12 protein-coding genes are annotated in these 21,148 nt (G+C 32.7%); 7 read left to right on the top strand and 5 right to left on the bottom strand.

The features are described 5' to 3' along the window. The first annotated feature begins 122 nt into the window (after positions 1-122). Positions 123-680, top strand: a complete 558-nt coding sequence (locus tag AC13CQ_RS03565; RefSeq protein WP_474507695.1) for an RNA polymerase sigma-70 factor — start codon at positions 123-125, stop codon at positions 678-680. Here the strand turns inward: AC13CQ_RS03565 and AC13CQ_RS03560 are convergent. The 5 genes from AC13CQ_RS03560 to AC13CQ_RS03540 all read right to left on the bottom strand — a co-directional run bounded on the left by AC13CQ_RS03560 (position 620) and on the right by AC13CQ_RS03540 (position 7,275). Beyond that, positions 620-1,573 carry a glycoside hydrolase family 43 protein gene (locus AC13CQ_RS03560; protein WP_337900794.1) on the bottom strand — a complete coding sequence of 318 codons (954 nt, stop codon included), beginning with the start codon at positions 1,571-1,573 and terminating at the stop codon, positions 620-622. The two genes, AC13CQ_RS03565 and AC13CQ_RS03560, sit on opposite strands and share 61 nt — an antisense overlap. A gap of 230 nt (positions 1,574-1,803) precedes the next feature. Continuing rightward, the gene (locus AC13CQ_RS03555) at positions 1,804-2,994 is read right to left on the bottom strand and encodes an aldose epimerase family protein (protein WP_474507098.1); all 1,191 of its coding nucleotides are present in this window, start codon (positions 2,992-2,994) and stop codon (positions 1,804-1,806) included. Next, a complete protein-coding gene (locus AC13CQ_RS03550) occupies positions 2,994-4,061 on the bottom strand; it encodes a cellulase family glycosylhydrolase (RefSeq protein ID WP_337900796.1) in 1,068 nt (355 codons plus the stop codon). Before AC13CQ_RS03550 ends, AC13CQ_RS03555 begins: the two co-directional genes overlap by 1 nt. Positions 4,062-4,092: 31 nt before the next feature. Then, positions 4,093-6,147, bottom strand: a complete 2,055-nt coding sequence (locus tag AC13CQ_RS03545; protein WP_337900797.1) for a beta-L-arabinofuranosidase domain-containing protein — start codon at positions 6,145-6,147, stop codon at positions 4,093-4,095. Between the two features lie 102 nt (positions 6,148-6,249). After that, positions 6,250-7,275: a glycoside hydrolase family 43 protein gene (locus tag AC13CQ_RS03540; protein WP_337900798.1), complete on the bottom strand. Its 1,026-nt coding sequence runs from the start codon at positions 7,273-7,275 to the stop codon at positions 6,250-6,252. 538 nt (positions 7,276-7,813) lie between these two features. On the opposite strand from AC13CQ_RS03540, the gene AC13CQ_RS03535 reads away from it, so the two are divergent. The 6 genes from AC13CQ_RS03535 to AC13CQ_RS03510 all read left to right on the top strand — a co-directional run bounded on the left by AC13CQ_RS03535 (position 7,814) and on the right by AC13CQ_RS03510 (position 20,681). Beyond that, positions 7,814-11,779, top strand: a complete 3,966-nt coding sequence (locus tag AC13CQ_RS03535) for a two-component regulator propeller domain-containing protein (protein WP_474507097.1) — start codon at positions 7,814-7,816, stop codon at positions 11,777-11,779. A 625-nt stretch (positions 11,780-12,404) separates the two neighbouring features. Continuing rightward, entirely contained in the window at positions 12,405-13,826 is a 1,422-nt protein-coding gene (locus AC13CQ_RS03530; protein ID WP_008616307.1) for a glycoside hydrolase family 125 protein, read from the top strand. A 7-nt stretch (positions 13,827-13,833) separates the two neighbouring features. Beyond that, complete coding sequence (locus AC13CQ_RS03525; RefSeq protein WP_474507096.1) at positions 13,834-16,023, top strand: GH92 family glycosyl hydrolase; 2,190 nt, start codon at positions 13,834-13,836, stop codon at positions 16,021-16,023. A gap of 169 nt (positions 16,024-16,192) precedes the next feature. Then, the gene (locus AC13CQ_RS03520; RefSeq protein ID WP_337900802.1) at positions 16,193-17,116 is read left to right on the top strand and encodes an ROK family protein; all 924 of its coding nucleotides are present in this window, start codon (positions 16,193-16,195) and stop codon (positions 17,114-17,116) included. Positions 17,117-17,131: 15 nt separating this feature from the next. Then, complete coding sequence (gene fucP / locus AC13CQ_RS03515) at positions 17,132-18,448, top strand: L-fucose:H+ symporter permease (RefSeq protein WP_337900803.1); 1,317 nt, start codon at positions 17,132-17,134, stop codon at positions 18,446-18,448. A gap of 400 nt (positions 18,449-18,848) precedes the next feature. Continuing rightward, positions 18,849-20,681 carry a glycoside hydrolase family 2 protein gene (locus AC13CQ_RS03510; protein WP_337900805.1) on the top strand — a complete coding sequence of 611 codons (1,833 nt, stop codon included), beginning with the start codon at positions 18,849-18,851 and terminating at the stop codon, positions 20,679-20,681. The last annotated feature ends 467 nt before the right edge of the window (positions 20,682-21,148 follow it).

Below are 21,148 nucleotides of genomic sequence, written 5' to 3'. Positions count from 1 at the left end.
GTATACTTGTCTGCTCTTTTATCGCTTCAATGGCTACTTTGGCCTTAAAGGATGCGCTGAATTTTCTTCTTGATGTTTTCATATTGACAGGGTTAAAATTACAACTTAATTTCCTGTCCTAAATTTGGGGAGTATTATACTATGATGTTTATTGGAAAAAAATGTACCTCTATGCACTCAAAGTTTTAAACCACCAACAGCTTTGTGAAGATATTTTACAAGATATTTTTATTAGTATATGGGAGAAGGCTCCAACTGCAAAAATAAAGAATATAGAATCTTATCTTTTTAGGGCTCTTAAATATAAAATAGCAAATGCTTTAAGAGATGAAAAGTATACACAAATTAATAACGAACATTTAAATTTCCTTCCTTCTGAAGATTATGTAAAAAATGCAATAGAATACAAAGATCTAGAAACACAGGTTCATAAAACTATACAAACGCTTCCCGAAAAATGTAAAAATGTATTTTATTTGAGTAGAATTGAAGAATATACTAATCATGAAATTGCTGAGGAACTAAATATTTCTGTCCGTACTGTAGAAACTCATATTAGCAAAGCATTAAAACATTTAAGGGTTCATATTTCTTATCTATTAATAATAGCTTTTTTTTTTCAATGCATAACTTTTATCCAATTAAAACTATCTGGTTCAATATGTAGTTTAGAATTTTGAGTATTTAATTTTACAATTCCAGTTTTACGAGGATGCACTTTGTTATTTGAGTTGTGTGTATGCAAAACATAATAAGTTTGCCCAGAATTATCAATAACAATATCTCCATGTCCAGTTCCTAAGGACCCGATATTATTTTTAGAGATTATAGGGTTATTTGTAGCTTTTTTCCAAGGTCCAATTGGGGTTTTACTTGTAGCATAACCTACAGCATAATCTGGATTTCTAAAATCATTTGCCGAATAGATTAAATAGTATAGCTTCTTCTTTTTAAAAACAGTAGGTCCTTCCGCTACTGGCCATTCCACATTTTGAGTGTCTTCCCACTTTTCTTTTGCATTGATACACTCTTTTAGGGTTTCTGGTTTTATTTGATTTAGATTTTTATTCATTTCAGCTACAAAAATCCGATTCCCATTTTGCAATCTTACATGGTACATATATGCCTTTCCGTTATCAAAAAAAATAAAGGGATCTATTTGTTTTACAGGAGCTTTAATGGCTTCCATGTTATTTTTAAAAGGACCTAGCGGACTGTTACTTGTTGCAATTGCAATGTTTTCATTGGCAGTATAAGCCATATAATATTTGCCTTGATATTTAAAAATTTGTGGTGCCCAAAAACCTTTAGTACCATAAGCTTCTCCTTTTTTTAAGGCATATCCATTTTGTACTCCTTTTGGACCTTCCCAAGTTTTTAAATCTTTTGAAGTATATACTAAAAAGCCTTCTCCATCAATTCTAGGATCGCTTTTAGTTCCATACAAATAGTAAGTGTTATTATCTTTAAATATAGTAGGATCGGCTAAGTATATTTGGTCATTGGAGAGGTCTTGTCCAAAAGCATAAATGCTTATAAATATAAAAAGTAAACTTATTTTAAAATAATTCATCGTTAATAGGTCTCGATTAATAGTGTTATTGGTTGTAGCAATGGTTTGAACAAAGCCTAAATTTTTTTGTCATACTTTTAAGTACACATATTTTAACCAAAAATTCACAGCTATACCATTTTCATACCGTAAAGAGTTGCTGTTAGGGCATAGGTAGGAAATAAAAGATATAGCTATGAATTTATGGTAAATAGATTTATAGAGCGCTGCACTTTATAGTGCAGCGTACTTTAGTTATTTTCTACTGAAAACTTATATAATGAAACGGTATGGTATTCTTCCCCCGGATTCAAAGTAATTGAAGGGAAGTTAGGCTGATTTGGAGTATCTGGAAAGTGTTGTGTTTCTAGCGCAAACGTGGTTCTAAAATCATCTTTAACCCCCGATTTAAAAGTGTTTTTACTTTGCATAAAATTTCCACTATAAAATTGTACCCCTGGCTCTTCACTTGTTACATCCATAATAATTCCAGATTTATCGCCTACAATAGTAGCCACGTGGTTTAACCCATTTTTCTTACTCCCATTAAGTACAAAATTATGATCGTACCCCTTTCCAAAGGTTAATTGCTTATTGGTTTCTTCTATGCGTTCCCCAATAGTATGTGGAGTTCTAAAATCAAATGGAGTCCCTTCCACGTCTTCTATAGTTCCTGTAGGAATCAAACCAGCATCTACAGGGGTGTATTTATCAGCATAAATTTGAACTTTATGATTCAAAATAAAACCACTTCCTTCTCCATTCAGGTTAAAAAAAGCATGATTAGTTAAATTTACAACCGTAGGTTTATCTGTTGTTGCTTTATATTCTATTTTTACAGCGTTATCTTCTGTAATAGAATAGGTAACTGTTACATCTAGATTTCCAGGGAAACCTTCTTCCATATCTGCTGCACTATATTTTAATGCAATGGTGTGCTCATTTACTTTTTTTGCCTCCCAAACAACATCTTGAAATCCTTTTTTTCCTCCATGTAAGGTATTCTCTCCATTGTTTATTGGAATTGAATATTCTTTTCCGTTTAAGGTAAATTTTCCTTTAGCAATTCTATTTCCTACACGTCCAATTGTAGCTCCAAAATAAGGTTCGGTAGAATTTATAAATCCTTTTGCACTATCCATTCCTGCAACAACATCTATCATCTTTCCTTTTTTATCTGCCACCCATAATCCTACTATTCGCCCTCCATAATTTGTAAATGCTGCTTTTATATTGCTATTCTGAATCCAGTATAATTGTACCTTTTTTCCGTTGACAATAGTGTCAAAATTTTTGGTTTTTAATAAGGAAGCAATGGAGTCTTTTTTGATTACTTCTACAACATCTTTTGTAGCTGCTTTCTCTTTTTTTTCTTTTTTACAAGAAGCAAAACAAAGTATAGAAATTGCTATAAGTGAGATATGTTTTATTGAATTGAACATTATTTGTTATTTAGTTTTTTAATTAAATTAACTTCATCTTCACGATATGGAGTTCCATCTTTTCTAAACACATCATGAAACCACTCTATAGGTTCATCTCCATTAGCTATTGGGGTATCCCAGGCATAAATGGTATTACTTTTTCCGTTAACCAATCCCCAATTAATTGCTCCAATAGTATGTTCTTTTAACATAGGAAGTGTATTAGAGAACCTAGAATTTCTGGTTCTTGCCATATATTCTGTACAAATTAATGGGCGATTAAAAGATTCTAACAATTGAATAACTCTTAAATGCCATTCCGGTCCCTCGTAGTCGTGATAAGTTACAATATCAGAATTTGTTACCTGAAACTCATTTAGTTCTTTTTCATCCCATTTCCATATTCCAGCACTTATTGGTTGTGACGGATTTACTTCTCGTGCCCATGTAAAAATCTCTTTTAATAGCGGAAGCGACTCATTACTTTTTCCATTGTTACCAGGTTCGTTATATAAATCCCATAATAAGATGCGCTCATCATTAGCAAAAGTTTTTAAAATGTCTTTTACATAGGTTTCTAATTCTGGAAAATTAGCTTCGTTTTTTGAGGCAGGATACCCAGGATCTTGTACCCATCCAGAATTATGTGTTCCTGGTTTTGGAGCGGGCTGTTTCCCTATTTTAGGATTTGCATCCCAAACATCGTCTAGGAATACAAAAATTGTTTTGATTCCATTCTTGTCTGCAATATTTAAGTATTCCTCTACACGTTTTTTAAAGCCTTTTTTATCTACTTTATAGGCTAAACTGTGTAAATACACTCGCATAGTATTAAAACCGATTCCAGCAGCATACCCCAATTCTCTGTCAATTGTTTCTGGGTCGAAAGTATCTTCTTGCCACATTTCAAGCTGATTAATAGCGGTACTTGGAACAAAATTTGCTCCATTTATCCAGTTGTGAGAGTCGTACCACGATTGTGCTTTTTCAGCTGACCATTTATTTGTTTTTAAGACAGGGTTCTCCTGAGAAAAACCTAGATTACATACTAAAAGTAGTAGTAGTATTGAGCAAATATTTTTCATTTTTAAATTTATTTATGGTGTTTATATTTAATTAGTTAACAACGGGAAAAGCTTGTATTCTCAGTTTAGTAAATCCTACTGGAATTAAGCTTATGGTTTCAATTTTATCTGTTACATTTCCTTTATAAATGCCTTCACGTCCAGAAACTGGGAGATGTGCTAGCCCGTTAACAGCTTGCCAATCTGGAATTTTCTTTGCACGAATTTTTAATTCAAAGGGAGCGTTTTCTATATTCCATTTAAAATCTTCTTTTAAAGGAGAGCTACTTACTTTTACATTTTTATTAGTGTTTTCAATATCTTCACGAAGTAATCCATAATTCCAATCGGAATTGGTGTGTACCGTAAAATAGTTTCCTTCTGTTTTTTCAGTTTCCTGCTGCCATATTTCCTTCATTTTTAGTCCATAAACTAAGGGACCTCTTTCTATTGCACGAGAGTTTTCTGCCCATTGAGAAACTTTTACTTCCATTGGAAGACTAAGTTTTATAAGATCTCCATTTTTCCAAGTTCTATTAATTGTGACAATCGATTTATTTTTTTCAAAAATTACTTTTTCTCCGTTAACAGTAATAGAGGCATTATTGCACCATTTTGGAATTCTAAAATCCATAGGAAAGTCAATTTCTTTTCCAGTTGTTATCTCAAAATTCACATCCTTTCCAAAAGGGTAGGAGGTATTCTCTTTTATGACTATTTCTTGATTTTTTATTTTAGTTGAAATTGTATTCGGACTATAAATTAATGCTGCTAAACCTCCTTCCTTATTTTTAAACCACAAGTGTTGTGTGAATTTTGTCCATCCCTGATGCATATTTACGTAACAACAAGTATAACCACTTTTAACGCCTAAAACATTATTCATTTCTCTATTAAAAGGGAGCGTAAAAGCATATACTCCTCTATCAATTTCTATTTGATTGGCTAGTTGGAAATATTGTTTTTCGTTAAAATCGTCTGTAGTTTGAGGCGGCAAAGCATTAAATGTAGCTCTTTCTAACGCATCCATATAAAATGGGTCTCCTGTAATTCCAATAATTTCTTCTAAAGAGAACATTGTTTCCACAACAGCACAAAGTTCGGTACCTTGAATGGGGGCATTTCCATGTAAATCTTCATCTGCAGAGAAAATTCCATTTGGTAATCCATGTAAAGTCATTAAATCATTAAAGCCTATTTTGGAAGCTTTTAGATAAGTAGAGTCTCCTGTTCTTTGGTAATTCTCTGCTGGTTCCTTAATCGCCATTCCTACATTTACTCCATGCCGATGCATCCATGTTTTTCCATCAGGATTTACGGTAGCGTTAATTGCCCAATCTCTATTTCCTAACCATTCACTCCAGGCAAAAGATTGCTTCTTAATTTTTTCTGCAAGGGTTAATAACTTTTCATCGCCATTAACTGTATACAACCATTGAGCTATTCTTATATTTTCGACTCCTCGAGATTGCGCCCATTCTGTCCATTTTCCAATCGGACATTTATCAAGTGTTTTTAATTGGTAGTCAAAATACTTCTCCATAAATGGGACTACACGTTTGTCTTTTGTTGCCGTATAATACTGCTGGATTACTTTTAACATCACCATTCTTGGCCACCAATCTTCTCCTTTATCTGCATTTTCAAAATCTACCTTATTTCCTGTTTCTCTTTCCCATTCTGTAATCGGTCCGAAATATCCAGAAGGGCGTTGGTTTTCAATACTCCAATCAATATATTTTTTTACTTTTTGTTTAAGTCTTTCATTATTTAATTGATAGGCTAATGGAACTGCTCCATCCAACCAATATGGAGTTTCTTCCCAATCATCGCCATTTCCACCAAGCCAACCATTATCTATTTTTACTTTATCATAAATTTCATCTAAATGTCCTGTAGAATTATTTAGCATTATAGTAAGTTGATCTTCGAGCCAGCCATTTGGTTGAATTTCTCCTAAAGCAACTTCTTGGTGCACAGAAGTTACAAAGGTGCTTTCTTTTTTTGTATCGATCTCTTTATTTGTATTTGTGGTGCAAGAAGATAGAATGAAAGCTATCAGGAATTGAAACGTAAAAATTTTGGTAGTTAAAAGCTGCTTTTTCATTTATTTACATTTTCACAATTAATTATTTTCTAGTATTCTTATTATTTTCGTTTGGTATTGGTCATTGCCTATTACATGCCCATTATGGACTTTATAAATAATTTATTCTGAAGGAATTTGTAATGTGGTGTCTTCTGAAACGGGAATCCCTAGATTTGGGGAGCCATCTTTATTCCATGAAATTTTTTGCATCCTCGGAGACCTTTTAGATCCGCATCCTTCTCCAGGGTTAGAATTTGCATGGTAAAGAATCCAATCTTCTGTACCATCTGGAGATTTAAAAAACGAATTATGTCCTGGAGCATAGACTCCATTTTCTTCCGATTTTTTGAAAATAGGTTTTGAATGTTTTTTCCAAGCAGATGGATCTAAAATATCATCGCCTTCCAAGCTTAAAAGTCCCAAAGAATAGTAATCTGTCCAGCATCCATTTGCAGAAAATACAATAAAAATCTTCCCGTTATGTTCTAAATATTGTGGCCCTTCATTAACATTTACATGCGGAGGGTTATTAGCATCGTTTAGATCTCCTTGTTTTTCCCACACATAGGTAGGTTCAGACAATAAAACTCTATTGGAGTCTAATGTCCAAGGATTTTTCATAGGAGCAATGTAAATATTTTGTTGCCCATTTACAGACCCTTCCCAGCCAGACCATATCATATATAATTGTTTTTTGTATTCAAAAACATTGCCATCAATAGCCCACCTATCTGGATTGGCTGCAATTTTCCCTTTAAAAACCCATTCGCCTTTAAACGGGTCTTCAGCGCTGTTTTCCAGCACATACATTCTATGGTTGTTATTGTCGCCATTATCTGCAGCAAAATAAACATACCATTTGCCATTAATAATATGGAATTCTGGCGCCCAAATAGATTTAGAATACATTCCTGTTTCGGGAGGTGTCCAAATAGTTTTGTGCGCTGCATTTTCAAGTTCTGCTAAATTTTTGGTTTTCCAAAGTATCAATTTATTACCAACAGTATTTGTGTAGTAGTAATACCCGTTATGGTAGGTGCTATAAGGATCGGCACCAGAAGGTAAAACAGGGTTTGTAAACGTAGTGTTTTGTGCCCCTAATGATAATGTAAATAGCAGTATAATTTGTAAATAGTATAGTTTCATGGGTTGATAAATCTATTTTTTAAACCCCTCATTGAGGGTTTTATTTCCCGAGAGCCTGTCCAGAATATACCTAAGGACTCTACGTCGAAATGGGTTAAATTATTTTCTTTTGAATACCTCGTAGGTTTGCCTCGAGGTAGTTAATTGAACTTTTATTCTTTTAAATTGTAATGTATTTAGCTATTTGTCTCATAGTTATCTCTGACTCAAAATGAGGAATACTTTTCAGCATATAAATTACATTTTTTAATTAGATTTGAGAGTTAAATAGCATACTGTAATTTTGATATATGTTAATTATTTAACCCCTATTTTGGTAATTAGAAAATAATAATCTTCATTTTGTATTGATTTCTTAACTAATAGCAAATTAGATCATTTATTAGGTTTTATAGCTGTAACTAATGTTTCATTTTTTCATCCAATCTATCCAAAGTTACTTTTGGATTGCTGTTTTTCTTTTAAATGAATCAAAATGAGGATTGATGAAACAATATGTATAAAGATTATTAGTACTTTTTCACAAAATTTTAAAACATTGAAGAAAGGCCTGCTATTTTTAATTTTTATTCTACAAGTAAGTTTTGTTGTTAGATCTCAAGAGTATTATTTAAAGCATTTTCAAGTTGAAGATGGCTTATCTCATAATTCTGTTATTTGCTCTTTGCAAGACAAGGACGGTTTTTTGTGGTTTGGAACAAAGGATGGTTTAAATAGGTTTGATGGGTATAATTATAAGTTATACAGAAACGAATCATTAAATAATGCAAGCATTGGAAGTAATTTTATACAAGCTATCTACGAGCATCAAAACTTTTTATGGGTTGGTACAGATAATGGTTTGTATAAGTTTGATAAGGACCAAGATAAATTTACTCTGTTATCTATTACAAAGAATCAATCTATTCAAGATATAGAAAGTGATATTGATGGAAATATATGGTTTATAGCTGGGGGAACGCTTTATAAATATGAGGTTGACACTAATAAATACGTTGTTTTTGATCCTGCAGATTTTTTTGATGCGCTTAGTATTACAAAGAGTCCAGATAATACTTTATGGATAGCTTCTTTCAACCAAATTTATAAATACGATGCTAATAATGTAAATTTCACATCGGTAGGGGTTAAGCCTATAGACAGCACCGAGTTTCCTTATATTATATCCACCATTGAGTCGCTATCCTCAAAAGAAATTCTTATAGGAACTCAAAATCATGGAGCTATCCAATTTAATATTCAAAATGGAACTCAGCAAAACATCATTGAAAATGAAAATGAACCAATTTATGTAAGGGATTTTACAAAAAAAGGAGCAGACGAATTGTGGATAGGGACGGAGAACGGACTCTATATCTATAATTTGCAAACCCAAAAATCTACACATTTACAGAAAAACTATAAAGATCATTATGCCTTATCAGACAATGCTATTTATACAGTAACGGTAGATAATGAGCAAGGAGTTTGGTTGGGCACCTATTTTGGCGGAATTAACTATTATCCTAAACAATATACTCCCTTTAAAAAGTATTTTCCAAAGTTTAATGAAAATTCAATTAGTGGAAATATTGTAAGAGAAATTAAAGAAGATGAAGACGGGAATTTATGGATTGGCACCGAAGACGCTGGGATTAATAAATTTAATCCGAAGACAGAAAAGTTTATCAATATTAATCCCAAAAATGATGATAAAACAGCGCTAGCTTATTATAACATTCATGGAATATTACCAGATAAAGATAAAATTTGGGTAGGAACTTTTGAGCATGGATTGGATGCTTTGGATAAAGATACCGGTTTGGTTATAAAACATTACGGACTAAGAAGTAAAGGAGGGTTACACAGTAATTTTGTGTATTCAATATTTAAAACGCTTGACAAAGAAATATTAATTTTAACAACCTCTGGGATCCAGAAATACAATAAAGAAAAGGACTTTTTTGAAGATTACAGTATGCTCCCAGAAAGGTATTTTTTTACAACAATGGCAGCCTCAAAAAAGAATGAGTTATGGGTAGGTTCTTATAGAAACGGATTGTATTTAATTGATAAAACTTCTGGCGCAAAGAAAAATTTTACCTACAATCCTCAAGATGAAAATAGTATAAGTAGCAACGCCATCAATCAGGTATTTATAAGTAGTAATGAAACTGTTTGGATTACTACGGAAAATGGACTTAATAAATACAACCATAGTACAGGCAATTTTGAACGCTTTACCGTAAAAAATGGGCTTCCTAGTAATTTGGTTTATTCCATTTTGGAAGACAACAAACAAAATCTTTGGATAAGTAGTTCCAATGGGTTGGTAGAATTTAATCCTGTAAGTGAAGATGTTAAAGTTTATACCAAAGCAAATGGCTTAACTACCGATCAATTTAATTACAATGCGGCTTATAAAGATGCACAAGGAAACATGTATTTTGGAAGTGTTGATGGGATGATTTTTTTCAATCAGAAAAACTTTGTTAAGAATACGTATACCCCTCCTTTATATATTACCGATATAAAAATTAATAATAAGGAGGTTAATTTAGCAGATCCAGAGGGACCAATCCAAGGTTCTATTAGTAGTATTGAGAAATTAAATTTAAAGCATAATCAATCTTCCATAAGTGTGGATGTGGCTGCATTGAGTTATAATGCTCCCCAAATGACAAAATATTGGTACAAACTTGAAGGATTGAATACTGATTGGGTCGAATTAAATAAAAGTCATACTGCATATTTTACAAAGCTGTCTCCAGGGTCTTATACCTTAAAATATAAAGCGCTTAATTGGAATGGCTCTTGGAGTATGGGCAGAGATTTGGAAATTGACATAGCACCGCCGTTTTGGGCTAGTACTATTGCATACGCGTGCTATATTTTGATTGTTTCTTTACTCGTAATTTCTATTATTATCTATTATCATAAACTTACCGTAGAGAAGAATGATAGGAAGATAAGACAACTTAATAACAAAAAAGAGAAAGAGGTATATCAAGCTAAAATAGAGTTTTTTACCAATATTGCTCATGAGATTAGAACTCCACTTACATTGATTAAAAGTCCGCTTGAAAAACTATTAAAAGTAGATAGTCAGAATGCTTTTATGAAGGATAATCTAAATATTATGTCTAAAAATACATCACGACTTTTAGATTTAGTAAATCAGTTATTAGATTTTAGGAAGACAGAGATAGAAGGGCTAAACTTAAACTTTATAGAGGTAAATATTACAAATATTCTTAAAAATACGTACACTCGTTTTAGCAATGCAATAAAAGAAAAAGAATTGCTTTTTGAACTTTATTGTCCAGATGAAGATGTATACGCACATGCAGATGAAGAGGCTCTAAAAAAGATTTTGAGTAATTTATTCAATAACGCTATTAAATATGCTAAAAATAAAGTTAGTGTAATAATTAAAAAGGATCGAAATGAGTTTGTTTTGATTGTTAAGAATGATGGGGAGCTAATTCCTCATCATTTAAAAGAAAAAATATTCGAACCATTCTTTAGGCTTCCAGAGGCAAATCATCAAACAGGTACAGGGATCGGATTGTCTTTGGCGTATTCGTTAACAGAATTACATAATGGAACGCTAATATTGGATACTATAGATGTTTATATGAATACTTTTATTCTAAAACTGCCGCTTTATCAAGAACGGAAATTTGATTTCTATGAAAAAAATAAATTGCCTCTTTTAAATGAAAATATAATTGAAGATGTAAAAGAGAGTAATGCAGTGAAGGAAGTTAAACAAACAACAATTCTTTTAGTTGAAGATAATGAAGATCTTCTAGATTTTTTAGCTAATGATTTAGAGAATGATTATTCCATTGTAAAGGCTAATACTGCCGAAAAAGCATTGGAAACAATTCAAATAGAGAATATTCAGCTAGTTATTAGTGATGTTATGATGCCCGGAATGAGTGGTTTTGAAATGTGTAAAAAGATAAAAACCTCTTTTGAAACTAGTCATATTCCAGTTATTTTGCTTACTTCAAAAAGTGCTATAAATGCAAAGGTAGAAGGTCTAGAGTGTGGTGCAGATGCCTATATTGAAAAGCCTTTTTCTATTGAATATGTGCATATCCAAATTAAAAATATTTTGGAGAATAGAAAGCATATCATGAAACACTATTCGAGTTCTCCTTTGGCACATATAAAAAGCATTGGACATGCAAAACCAGATGAATCTTTTATAAAATCTCTGGATAAAGTTATTTACGACAATCTCTCAGATCCAAATTTAAGTGTTGAAGTATTAGCAGAAATAATGAATATGAGTCGCTCTACCCTCTACAGAAAAATAAAAGACCTCTCCAATTTAAGTCCGAATGAATTAATAAATATTACGCGACTTAAAAAGGCAGCGGAGCTTTTAAAAACAGGTGATTATAAAATTTATGAAGTCTCTGAAATGGTGGGTTATAATTCTCAAACTAGCTTCGGGAGAAATTTTCAAAAACAATTTAATATGACACCAACGGAGTATATTAATAAGTATTGAAAGATTGAAAGATTGAAAGATTGAAAGATTTGAAGATTGAATAAGTTGGGGGGCAGAAGTCCGAAGTCGGGAGACTGAAAATTATAGTAGAAAGTAAAAAAGTTATGAAGTTACAATGTTACGTTGTTATGAGGTTTTAGAAGAGTACTGCTAACTGAATACTGTAAGGTTAGGAGACAGGAATTATAGTAGAAAGTAAAAAAAGCTAAGAGGTTACAATGTTACGTTGTTATGAAGTTTTAGAAGAATAGTGCTAACTGAGCTCTGCTAACTGAATACTGAATACTGAATACTGAAAGGTCGGGAATCCGAAGTCAGTATTTTTATTACTTATTTTACATTTTCAAATTTCCAAATTGATTCATTTACAACTTTGTCCCTTTGCCTACTGAACATTAATGAAAATAATTAAAAATTAAATTATTTTTTTCAAAACTAAAACGTTTTAGTATATTGCGTTTGTAAAATTTATGTTAACTGTAAAATAAAAACCAACTAATCTACTAGAAAACTACCTCTCATACAAGCAGCCTATATGTCAATACAATTAAGTGAGGTAATACTTATAAAGGTTGTAAGAAGACTTAAAGAGAGGGAAGGTCTAGATTAATAAAGGATATTTAGTATGCAAAGAAGAAAATTTATACAAAACACCGCCATGGCAGGGAGTTTAGCTTTTCTAAACCCAATAGATTTAACAGCTGCACCAATAAAACAATTTCCAACAGTTAGAGTAGCAGAGAATCAGCGAAACTTTACGAGTAAGAGTATTGAAAAAGCAATAAAAGAGTTTTCGAAAAACGTAAAAGATGAAGAATTAACATGGTTATTTAACAACTGTTTTCCTAATACTTTAGATACTACAGTTACTTTTTCTAATGAAAATGGTAAGCCAGATACGTATGTTATTACTGGAGATATAGACGCTATGTGGCTTAGAGATAGTTCTGCTCAAGTATGGCCTTATATGGCTTTTATAGATGAAGATGCACATTTAAAAGATTTAATAGCTGGGGTAATTAACAGACAAACCAGCTATATTATAAAGGATCCCTATGCGAATGCTTTTTACGATGATCCAAATAAAAGAGGAGAATGGGCGAGTGATTATACCGATATGAAACCTGGGGTTCATGAGCGTAAATATGAAATTGATTCTTTGTGTTATCCAATTAGATTAGCTTATAATTATTGGAAAAAAACAGGCGAAAAAACGCTTTTTGGAGCAGAATGGAAAAAAGCAATTCAAGCAACCTTGAAAACATTTAAGGAGCAGCAGCAAAAAGAAAACCCTGGACCTTATTCTTTTATGCGAGAAACTCCACATGCTACAGATACGAGAGCATTAAGAGGTTATGGCTACCCTGTTAAACCAATAGGTTTAATTTGTTCTGCTTTTAGACCAAGTGACGATGCTACCGTATTTTCCTTTTTAATTCCTTCAAACTTTTTTGCTGTAGTTAGTTTAAAGCAAGCAGCAGAAATGGTTTCAGAAATTCATGGGGATGTAGATTTAGCAAATCAATTAATAGCTTTAAGTAAAGAGGTCGAAATGGCTTTGCAGAAATATGCTATTGTTAACCATCCAAAACATGGAGATATTTATGCATTTGAAATTGATGGTTATGGGAATCATTTACTTATGGACGATGCAAATGTACCTAGTTTACTGGCGCTACCGTATTTGGATGCCATAGATGTAAATGATAAAACCTATCAGAATACAAGACGTTTTGTATGGTCTTTAGATAATCCATTTTTCTTTAAGGGGAAAGCAGCCGAAGGAATTGGTGGTCCTCATGTAGGAATGGATATGGTATGGCCAATGTCGATTATAATGAAAGGATTAACTAGTAGCGATTCAGAAGAAATTAGAGAGTCTATTCAGACCTTAAAGAATACACACGGAGATACAGGTTTTATGCATGAGTCGTTCCACAAGGATAATCCAAAAGACTTTTCTAGATCTTGGTTTGCATGGGCAAATACTTTATTTGGAGAGTTACTATGGGAAACCTACAAAACCAACCCTGAATTATTAAAATAAACCTACTATGAAAATTATAAAAGTGAAAAACCTATGGAGAAGTATACTCCTAGTTTCTCTCTTTTTTGCGTCTTGTAATAAACAAGCTGCGGAAGATAATAAAGGAGATCAAGAGCAAGTAAATTATACTTCCTATGTAAATCCTTTTATAGGAACAGCCCCTTTAACAGACCCTAAAGCTATTGGATATACACCTCCAAAAGATTGGCGGGTATGGGCAGGATTAACGTATCCTGGCTCGTCTTTACCCAATGCTATGGTGCAATTAAGTCCTATTACCAAATACGGTTCTGGAGCAGGGTATGAGTATGAAGACACAGAAATTATAGGGTTTACTCATACCAATAAAGGTCATTGGAATCTATGTAATATTCCTATTTTACCTGTTGCAGCAAATGCTACCTATCCTTTTAAATCTTCTTTTAGTCATAAAAAAGAAAATGCTTCTCCTGCCTATTATGAGGTTTTTCTAGAAGATTATAAAGTGGATGTAAAATTAAGTTCCACTTTACGAAGCGGAATTCATCAATATACTTTTGAGAATAATCAGGGGAGAAAGCTTCTTTTCGATTTAGGTCGTTCTAATAATCATGTAGATAATTGGGAGATTAATTTGGTAGGTAAAAATGGAGTGAGTGGCTTTCAACAAATGGGAAGAGAAAAAATCTATTTTTATGCAGAAGTGAGTCAGCAAACATCAGGAATAGAAAAAAAGAATGAAGGAGCAAGCAATGGTTATGCGTTAATAAGCGTATCTGATGATGGAAATCCTGTTGTTCTAAAAATAGGTTTATCTTTTGTAAGTATAGCTAACGCGAAGGAAAATCTGACTCAAGAGATTGGAAATAAAACATTGGAAGAAATAAAACAATCTGGAAATGTAGTTTGGGAAACCTTACTCTCTAAAATTGAAGTTTCTGGAGGGAGTAAAAAGGAAAAGGAAATGTTTTATACGTCTTTTTATAGATCTTTTTTATGGCCAGCACTTAGAAGCGATATCAATGGGGAGTTTACCGATGATGCAGGAAAAACCCAACAAAAAGACTTTCAATATTATACCATTCCTTCTTTATGGGATACCTACCGAAATAAAGTGGTTTTATTAGATTTATTTTCCCCTAAAGTAAGCAACGATATTATTTCTTCATTAATTGATAGAGGAGAAATACGAGATTTTATTCCTACTTTCTTTCATGGAGATCATGCTGCTTCCTACATAACAGGAGCTTATAAAAGAGGTTTGAATAATTTTGATGTTGAAAAAGCATATCAATTATTATTAAACAATGCTTATAAAGAAGGAGGAACAAGACCTTTTATAACAGAATATATTGAAAAGGGATATATTTCTGACCCTAAGGTGGAAAATGCACATGTGGAGACCAAAGCAAAGGCGGGAGTTTCTAAAACTTTAGAATATGCCTACGACGATTATTCCTTAGCACAATTAGCAAAAGAAATGAACGATGAAGCGCATTATAAAGACTTATTGGCGCGTTCCAAAAATTATAAAAATGTTTTTGATACTGCAACCAACTTTATGAGAGGGCGCTTGGAAAATGGGGATTGGATTACTCCATTTGATCCGCAATATCCATATTATGAATATATGTATAGAGAGGCAAATGCATGGCAGGTTTCTTTTTATACGCCTCATGATATGCAAGGACTTGTGGCATTGTATGGAGGCGCAGCTCCTTTTGAAGCCAAATTGGATTCTTTATTTACTACTCCTTGGAATCCAGAGCATATTGCAAGAAATGTATCTAGCTTTATGGGGCAATACTGTCAAGGAAATCAACCAGGACATGAGGCTCCTTTCTCATATTATTTTGTAGATAAACCCTATAAATCTCAAAAAGTAATAGATGCGCTTTTAAAAGATTATTACGGAACGGGAGAACATGGATTGGCATTGCCTGGAATGGATGATGCAGGAGAAATGTCTTCATGGTATGTTTTTAGTGCAATGGGACTCTATCCTTTTTCACCATCTGATGCCGAATATTTAGTGAGCATTCCTCTTTTTGATGAAGTAAGTATAAAAACTTCAACCAATAAGCTTTTAAAAATCAAAGCAAATTCAGCAAAGAGAAAATTAAAAGCAATAAATGTTAATACCAAAAAAATAGATGGATACTTTATTTCTCATTCCCTTTTTGTAGAAGGAGGATCACTAGAATTGGAAACGGAATAGTGCGGATTACTAATCAACTACCTCGAGGCAAGCCTACGAGGTAGTTAAAGGAAAATATTTTAATCCATTTTGACGTAGAGCCTTTCGGTAGACTCTGGACAGGCTCTCGGGAATAAAAACCCTCAATGAGGGATTTAAGAACTGAATTATCAAATTTAAATAATAAAAAATGCCAATAGCAATTGGAGTGGATATAGGGGGGAGTCATATTTCCTGCGCAGCGGTTGATATGAAAACCCACAAAACACTTTCAAAAACATACTTTAAACAGGAGGTAAACTCCAAAGATAGTAAGGAAAACATCTTAAAAACTTGGGGGAATTGTATTAATAAAACCCTCGCTTCCATTATAGAAGAAACAGTAGAAGGAATCAGTTTTGCTATGCCTGGACCATTTAAGTATAAAGAAGGGATAGCTATGTTTGAAATAAACGATAAGTATGAGGCGCTTTATAATGTTTCTGTTGTAGAAGAATTACCAAAATACCTGTCTAGACAAGATTTAAAGCTTCGGTTTTTAAATGATGCTTCTTCATTTGGTTTGGGGAGTATCTTAACAGGGGGTGTTTCTTCAGATAAAAAAGTAATAGCGGTTACTTTAGGAACTGGTTTTGGTGCTGCATTTTTTGATGGAATGATGCCTGTATTAACAGGAGATAGGGTGCCAGAAAATGGATGTCTTTGGGATAAAGAATACAAAGATGGGATTTCTGATGATTATTTCTCCACCAGATGGTTTCTAAGTAAATATCAAGATAAATTCGGGGTGAAAACAATACATGGGGTAAAAAGCATTATTGAGGAGAATGAAGATGCGGCAAAAGAAATATTTACAGAGTTTAGCGACAATTTTTATGAGTATATGCTGCCCTATATTAATAATTTCACCCCTGATTTATTAGTCATAGGAGGTAGTATTGCCAAGTCTTCAAAATTATTTCTACCTAGATTGGAACAGCTTTTTGAGAACGGAGAGTCAAGCTTAAAAATTCAAATTATAGATAATACTGAAGTAGCAAATATAATAGGAGCTTCTTATACCCTTAACGATGTTTTTTGGAATGAAATCAAAACAATTCTTCCTGAAATTTAATACTAAAATTACACTATGAAAACCACAGACAAAACACCAGTAGTATCTAAAGCAATACTTCTACCCTTTATTTTAATAACGTCTCTTTTTGCTCTTTGGGGATTTGCAAATGCAGTTACAGATCCTATGGTACAGGCATTTAAGAAGGTTTTGGAGTTAAGTAATTCTCAAGCGGCATGGGTTCAAATGGCATTTTATGGAGGTTATTTCTGTATGGCTTTGCCAGCGGCACTTTTTGTACGTAAATATTCATATAAAAAAGGAATAATTATAGGTTTGATTCTTTATGCAGTTGGGGCATTATTGTTTTATCCAGCAGCTACTAACGAGCAGTTTTGGTTTTTTTGCCTTGGTTTATATGTCCTTACGTTTGGTTTAGCATTTTTAGAGACTACAGCAAATCCATACATATTATCCATGGGAGATAGTAAAACGGCTATTCAGCGTCTTAATCTGGCGCAAGCCTTTAATCCAGTAGGCTTGGTACTCGGACTTTTGGCTGCAAAGTATTTTGTTCTTGAAAACCTTCAATCGGATGATTTTGATGATTTTGGAGCATTATCAGAAGCCAAAAAAGCACTTATAAGAACTTCAGATTTAATGGTAATTAGAGATCCATATGTAATTTTAGGCTTGGTAGTTTTAGTAGTATTAGTTCTTATTTTGTTAAGTAAAATGCCGCAAGTACGGGCTAAAGAAGAGGAAGTAAGTCTCTCTAAAACCTTTTCTGGATTATTTAAAAACAAACGTTATGCATACGGTGTTCTGTCGTTAGTTTTATATATGGGAGCTCAAATTATGTGCTGGACATACATATACCAATATGCGGAAGGGATTAATATTACTGCAGATGTAGCAGCCAATTATCAATTGTGTGCTTTTATTTTATTCACCATAGGAAGAGCTATAGGAACCTATTTGTTAAAATTTATGAGCTCTTCTCGTTTGCTATTATATTTTTCAATTTTAGGAATGCTTTGCTGTCTGGCCACTATGTTTATTCAAAATGAAATAGGACTGTATTGCTTGGTATTGGTTTCTTTATTTTTATCAATTATGTTTCCTACCATATATGGAATAGCACTAAACGGTTTAAGTGAAGAAGATTCTAAAATAGGAGCTGCAGGTTTAGTTATGGCAATAGTTGGTGGTGCTTTATTACCGCAATTGCAAGGTATTTTAATAGATTTAGGAGGATCAGCAGTAAATGATATTAGCATTTTAGGAGTATCAGAAATTAACTTTTCGTTTATATTACCAGCTGTTTGTTTTTTATTAATAGCCTTTTATTCTATAGGTGTTTATAAGGGAAGAATTACAGCAAATCAATAATCTGTCGTTGGTGGGTTTATCTCCCTCTTTAAACATTATGATGCAATTTCTAGCTTAAAAGCATTGAATTTGTCGGTTTTGAATAATAAATATGAAATTTTGACACAAAAGGGAAGTGACTACTAGATTAAAATTCTTCACTTTGGTTTTATGAATTTGAAATTTTAACTCTTTTCCATTCAATTTTTAATCTTTTATCGGGAATTGATAAAAAAAGAGTTACAAGTTAAGAATTTGTATAGTGAAGGTATTAGATCAACTACCTCGAGGCAAGCCTACGAGGTATTCAAAGGAAAATAATTTAACTCATTTCGACGTAGAACGTCGGGGAATTAAACCCTCTATGAGGGATTGAAAAGAACCTTCTAGTTTTTGTAACTTATTTTAATATTTAATAGAAATGATTAATCGACTGAGATTTAAAGAAAAAAGCATTTTGTTAGGGATAACATTACTGTTTAGTGTTGTGGCAGTAGCGCAACAATGGAAACCCGCAGGAAAAAAAATAAAAACATCGTGGGCAGAGAAGATAGATGTAAATAATGTTTTAGGAGAATACCCTAGGCCAATAATGGTAAGGAAAGAATGGAAAAACCTAAATGGTTTATGGGATTATAGTATTCAGAAAAAAGGAGGCGAAGCTCCTAAAAAAGGAGATGGAAAAATTTTAGTGCCTTTTGCTGTAGAATCTAGTCTTTCTGGTGTAATGAAAGAAGTAGGTGCTGAAAATGAATTATGGTATAATAAAACTTTTACCATACCAGACAATTGGGATGGAAGTAATATTTTATTACACTTTGGAGCAGTAGACTGGAAATCGGATATTTGGTTGAATGGTGTAAAAATAGGTTCTCATACTGGAGGATACACTCCATTTTCGTTTGATATTACCCCATTTTTAAGTAGCGGAGAACAAAAATTAACGGTAAAAGTTTGGGACCCTACAAGTGATGGTCCGCAGCCAAGAGGAAAACAAGTAAAAAATCCTGATGGTATTTGGTACACTCCCGTAACGGGGATTTGGCAAACTGTGTGGTTAGAGCCTGTTGCAGAAAAAAGCATAAAAAATTTAAAAATTACACCAGATATAGATAATAGTGCTATTAAAGTTAAACCGCTATTAACCAATGCTTCTTATGGAGATATTATTGAGGTAATCATTAAAGAAAATAACAAAGTAATAGCGGTTTCTAAAGCTAGTGCTAATGAGGAAGTTGAAATTTATATAGAAAACCAAAAATTATGGTCGCCTGAATCCCCTTTTTTATATGATTTAACCGTTAAACTTTTAAGTGGAGATACAACAACAGATACAGTTGATAGTTATTTTGCTATGCGAAAAATCTCCAAAAAGAGAGATGAAAATGGTGTTGTTAGAATGCAGTTAAATAACAAAGATTATTTTCAATTTGGACCTTTAGATCAAGGTTGGTGGCCAGATGGGCTGTATACTGCACCAACAGATGAGGCTTTAAAATACGATATTGTTAAAACTAAAGAATTAGGGTTTAATATGATTCGTAAACACGTAAAGGTAGAGCCAGCTAGATGGTATACACATTGTGATGAATTAGGGATTTTGGTTTGGCAAGATATGCCAAACGGAGATGCTGCTCCAATTTGGCAAAACAGAAAATATTTTGATGGTACAGCATTAAAAAGAAGCGCCAAATCTGAGCAGATTTACCGTAAAGAATGGAAAGAAATTATAGATTATTTATATTCTTATCCTAGCATTGTAGTTTGGGTTCCTTTCAACGAAGCGTGGGGACAATTTAAAACTGTAGAAATTACAGAATGGACGCAACAATATGATCCTTCACGTTTGATTAATTCTGCTAGTGGAGGTAACCATTTTCAAACAGGAGATATTTTAGATTTACATAATTACCCAGGGCCAGATATGTATTTATATGATGCACAAAGAGTTACTGTTTTAGGGGAGTATGGAGGAATAGGCTTGCCATTAGAAGGACATTTATGGAAAACCGATAATAATTGGGGATATGTAAAATTTAAAAATTCAAGAGAAACAACAGAGGAGTATATTAAATATGCTAAGAAGTTAAAAGGATTTGTAAAAACAGGATTTTCTGCAGCAGTTTACACACAAACTACCGATGTTGAAGGAGAAGTAAATGGGTTTATGACTTATGATAGGAAGGTTGATAAAATGGACTTTAAGAAAGTTCGTGAAATAAATCAAGAGGTAATAAATGAACTTACTAACTAATAATACATATATATAAAATTAGCATCCGTTTTGGGATCTAAAAAGCTCTTAAGAATTTTTCTTAGGAGCTTTTTAGGTTCTAAACGGTATGTTTTAAGAGTTATTTTTGTATAGATTCTGATCCTATAAATTCCTATAAAAATAACGCTAACTTTTCAAGGTTTTTATTTGTCTAATAAGCCAATTTTAGACGTTTTCTAGCGCATTATAAATTAGTTGATAATTAAAAAGCATATTTAATACATTCTTAGCTTATAAGTAGCTGATAATCCGTATAGTAAGGTGTGTTTTTGACATGTTCAAATTGTCTCACAATACCGCAAATAGTTTCATTTCTGCATTCATTTTAAGAAAAATTAACACAATGAACATTTTGTACGAAAGATTGAAACAAAACCACTAGCTACATTATTCATATAATACGCTACTTTGAATTAAGTAAATCGCAAAAAATAAAGTTTAAAATT

The organism is Galbibacter sp. L-19, assembly GCF_056857615.1.
This window is presented reverse-complemented; position numbering and strand designations above follow the sequence as displayed.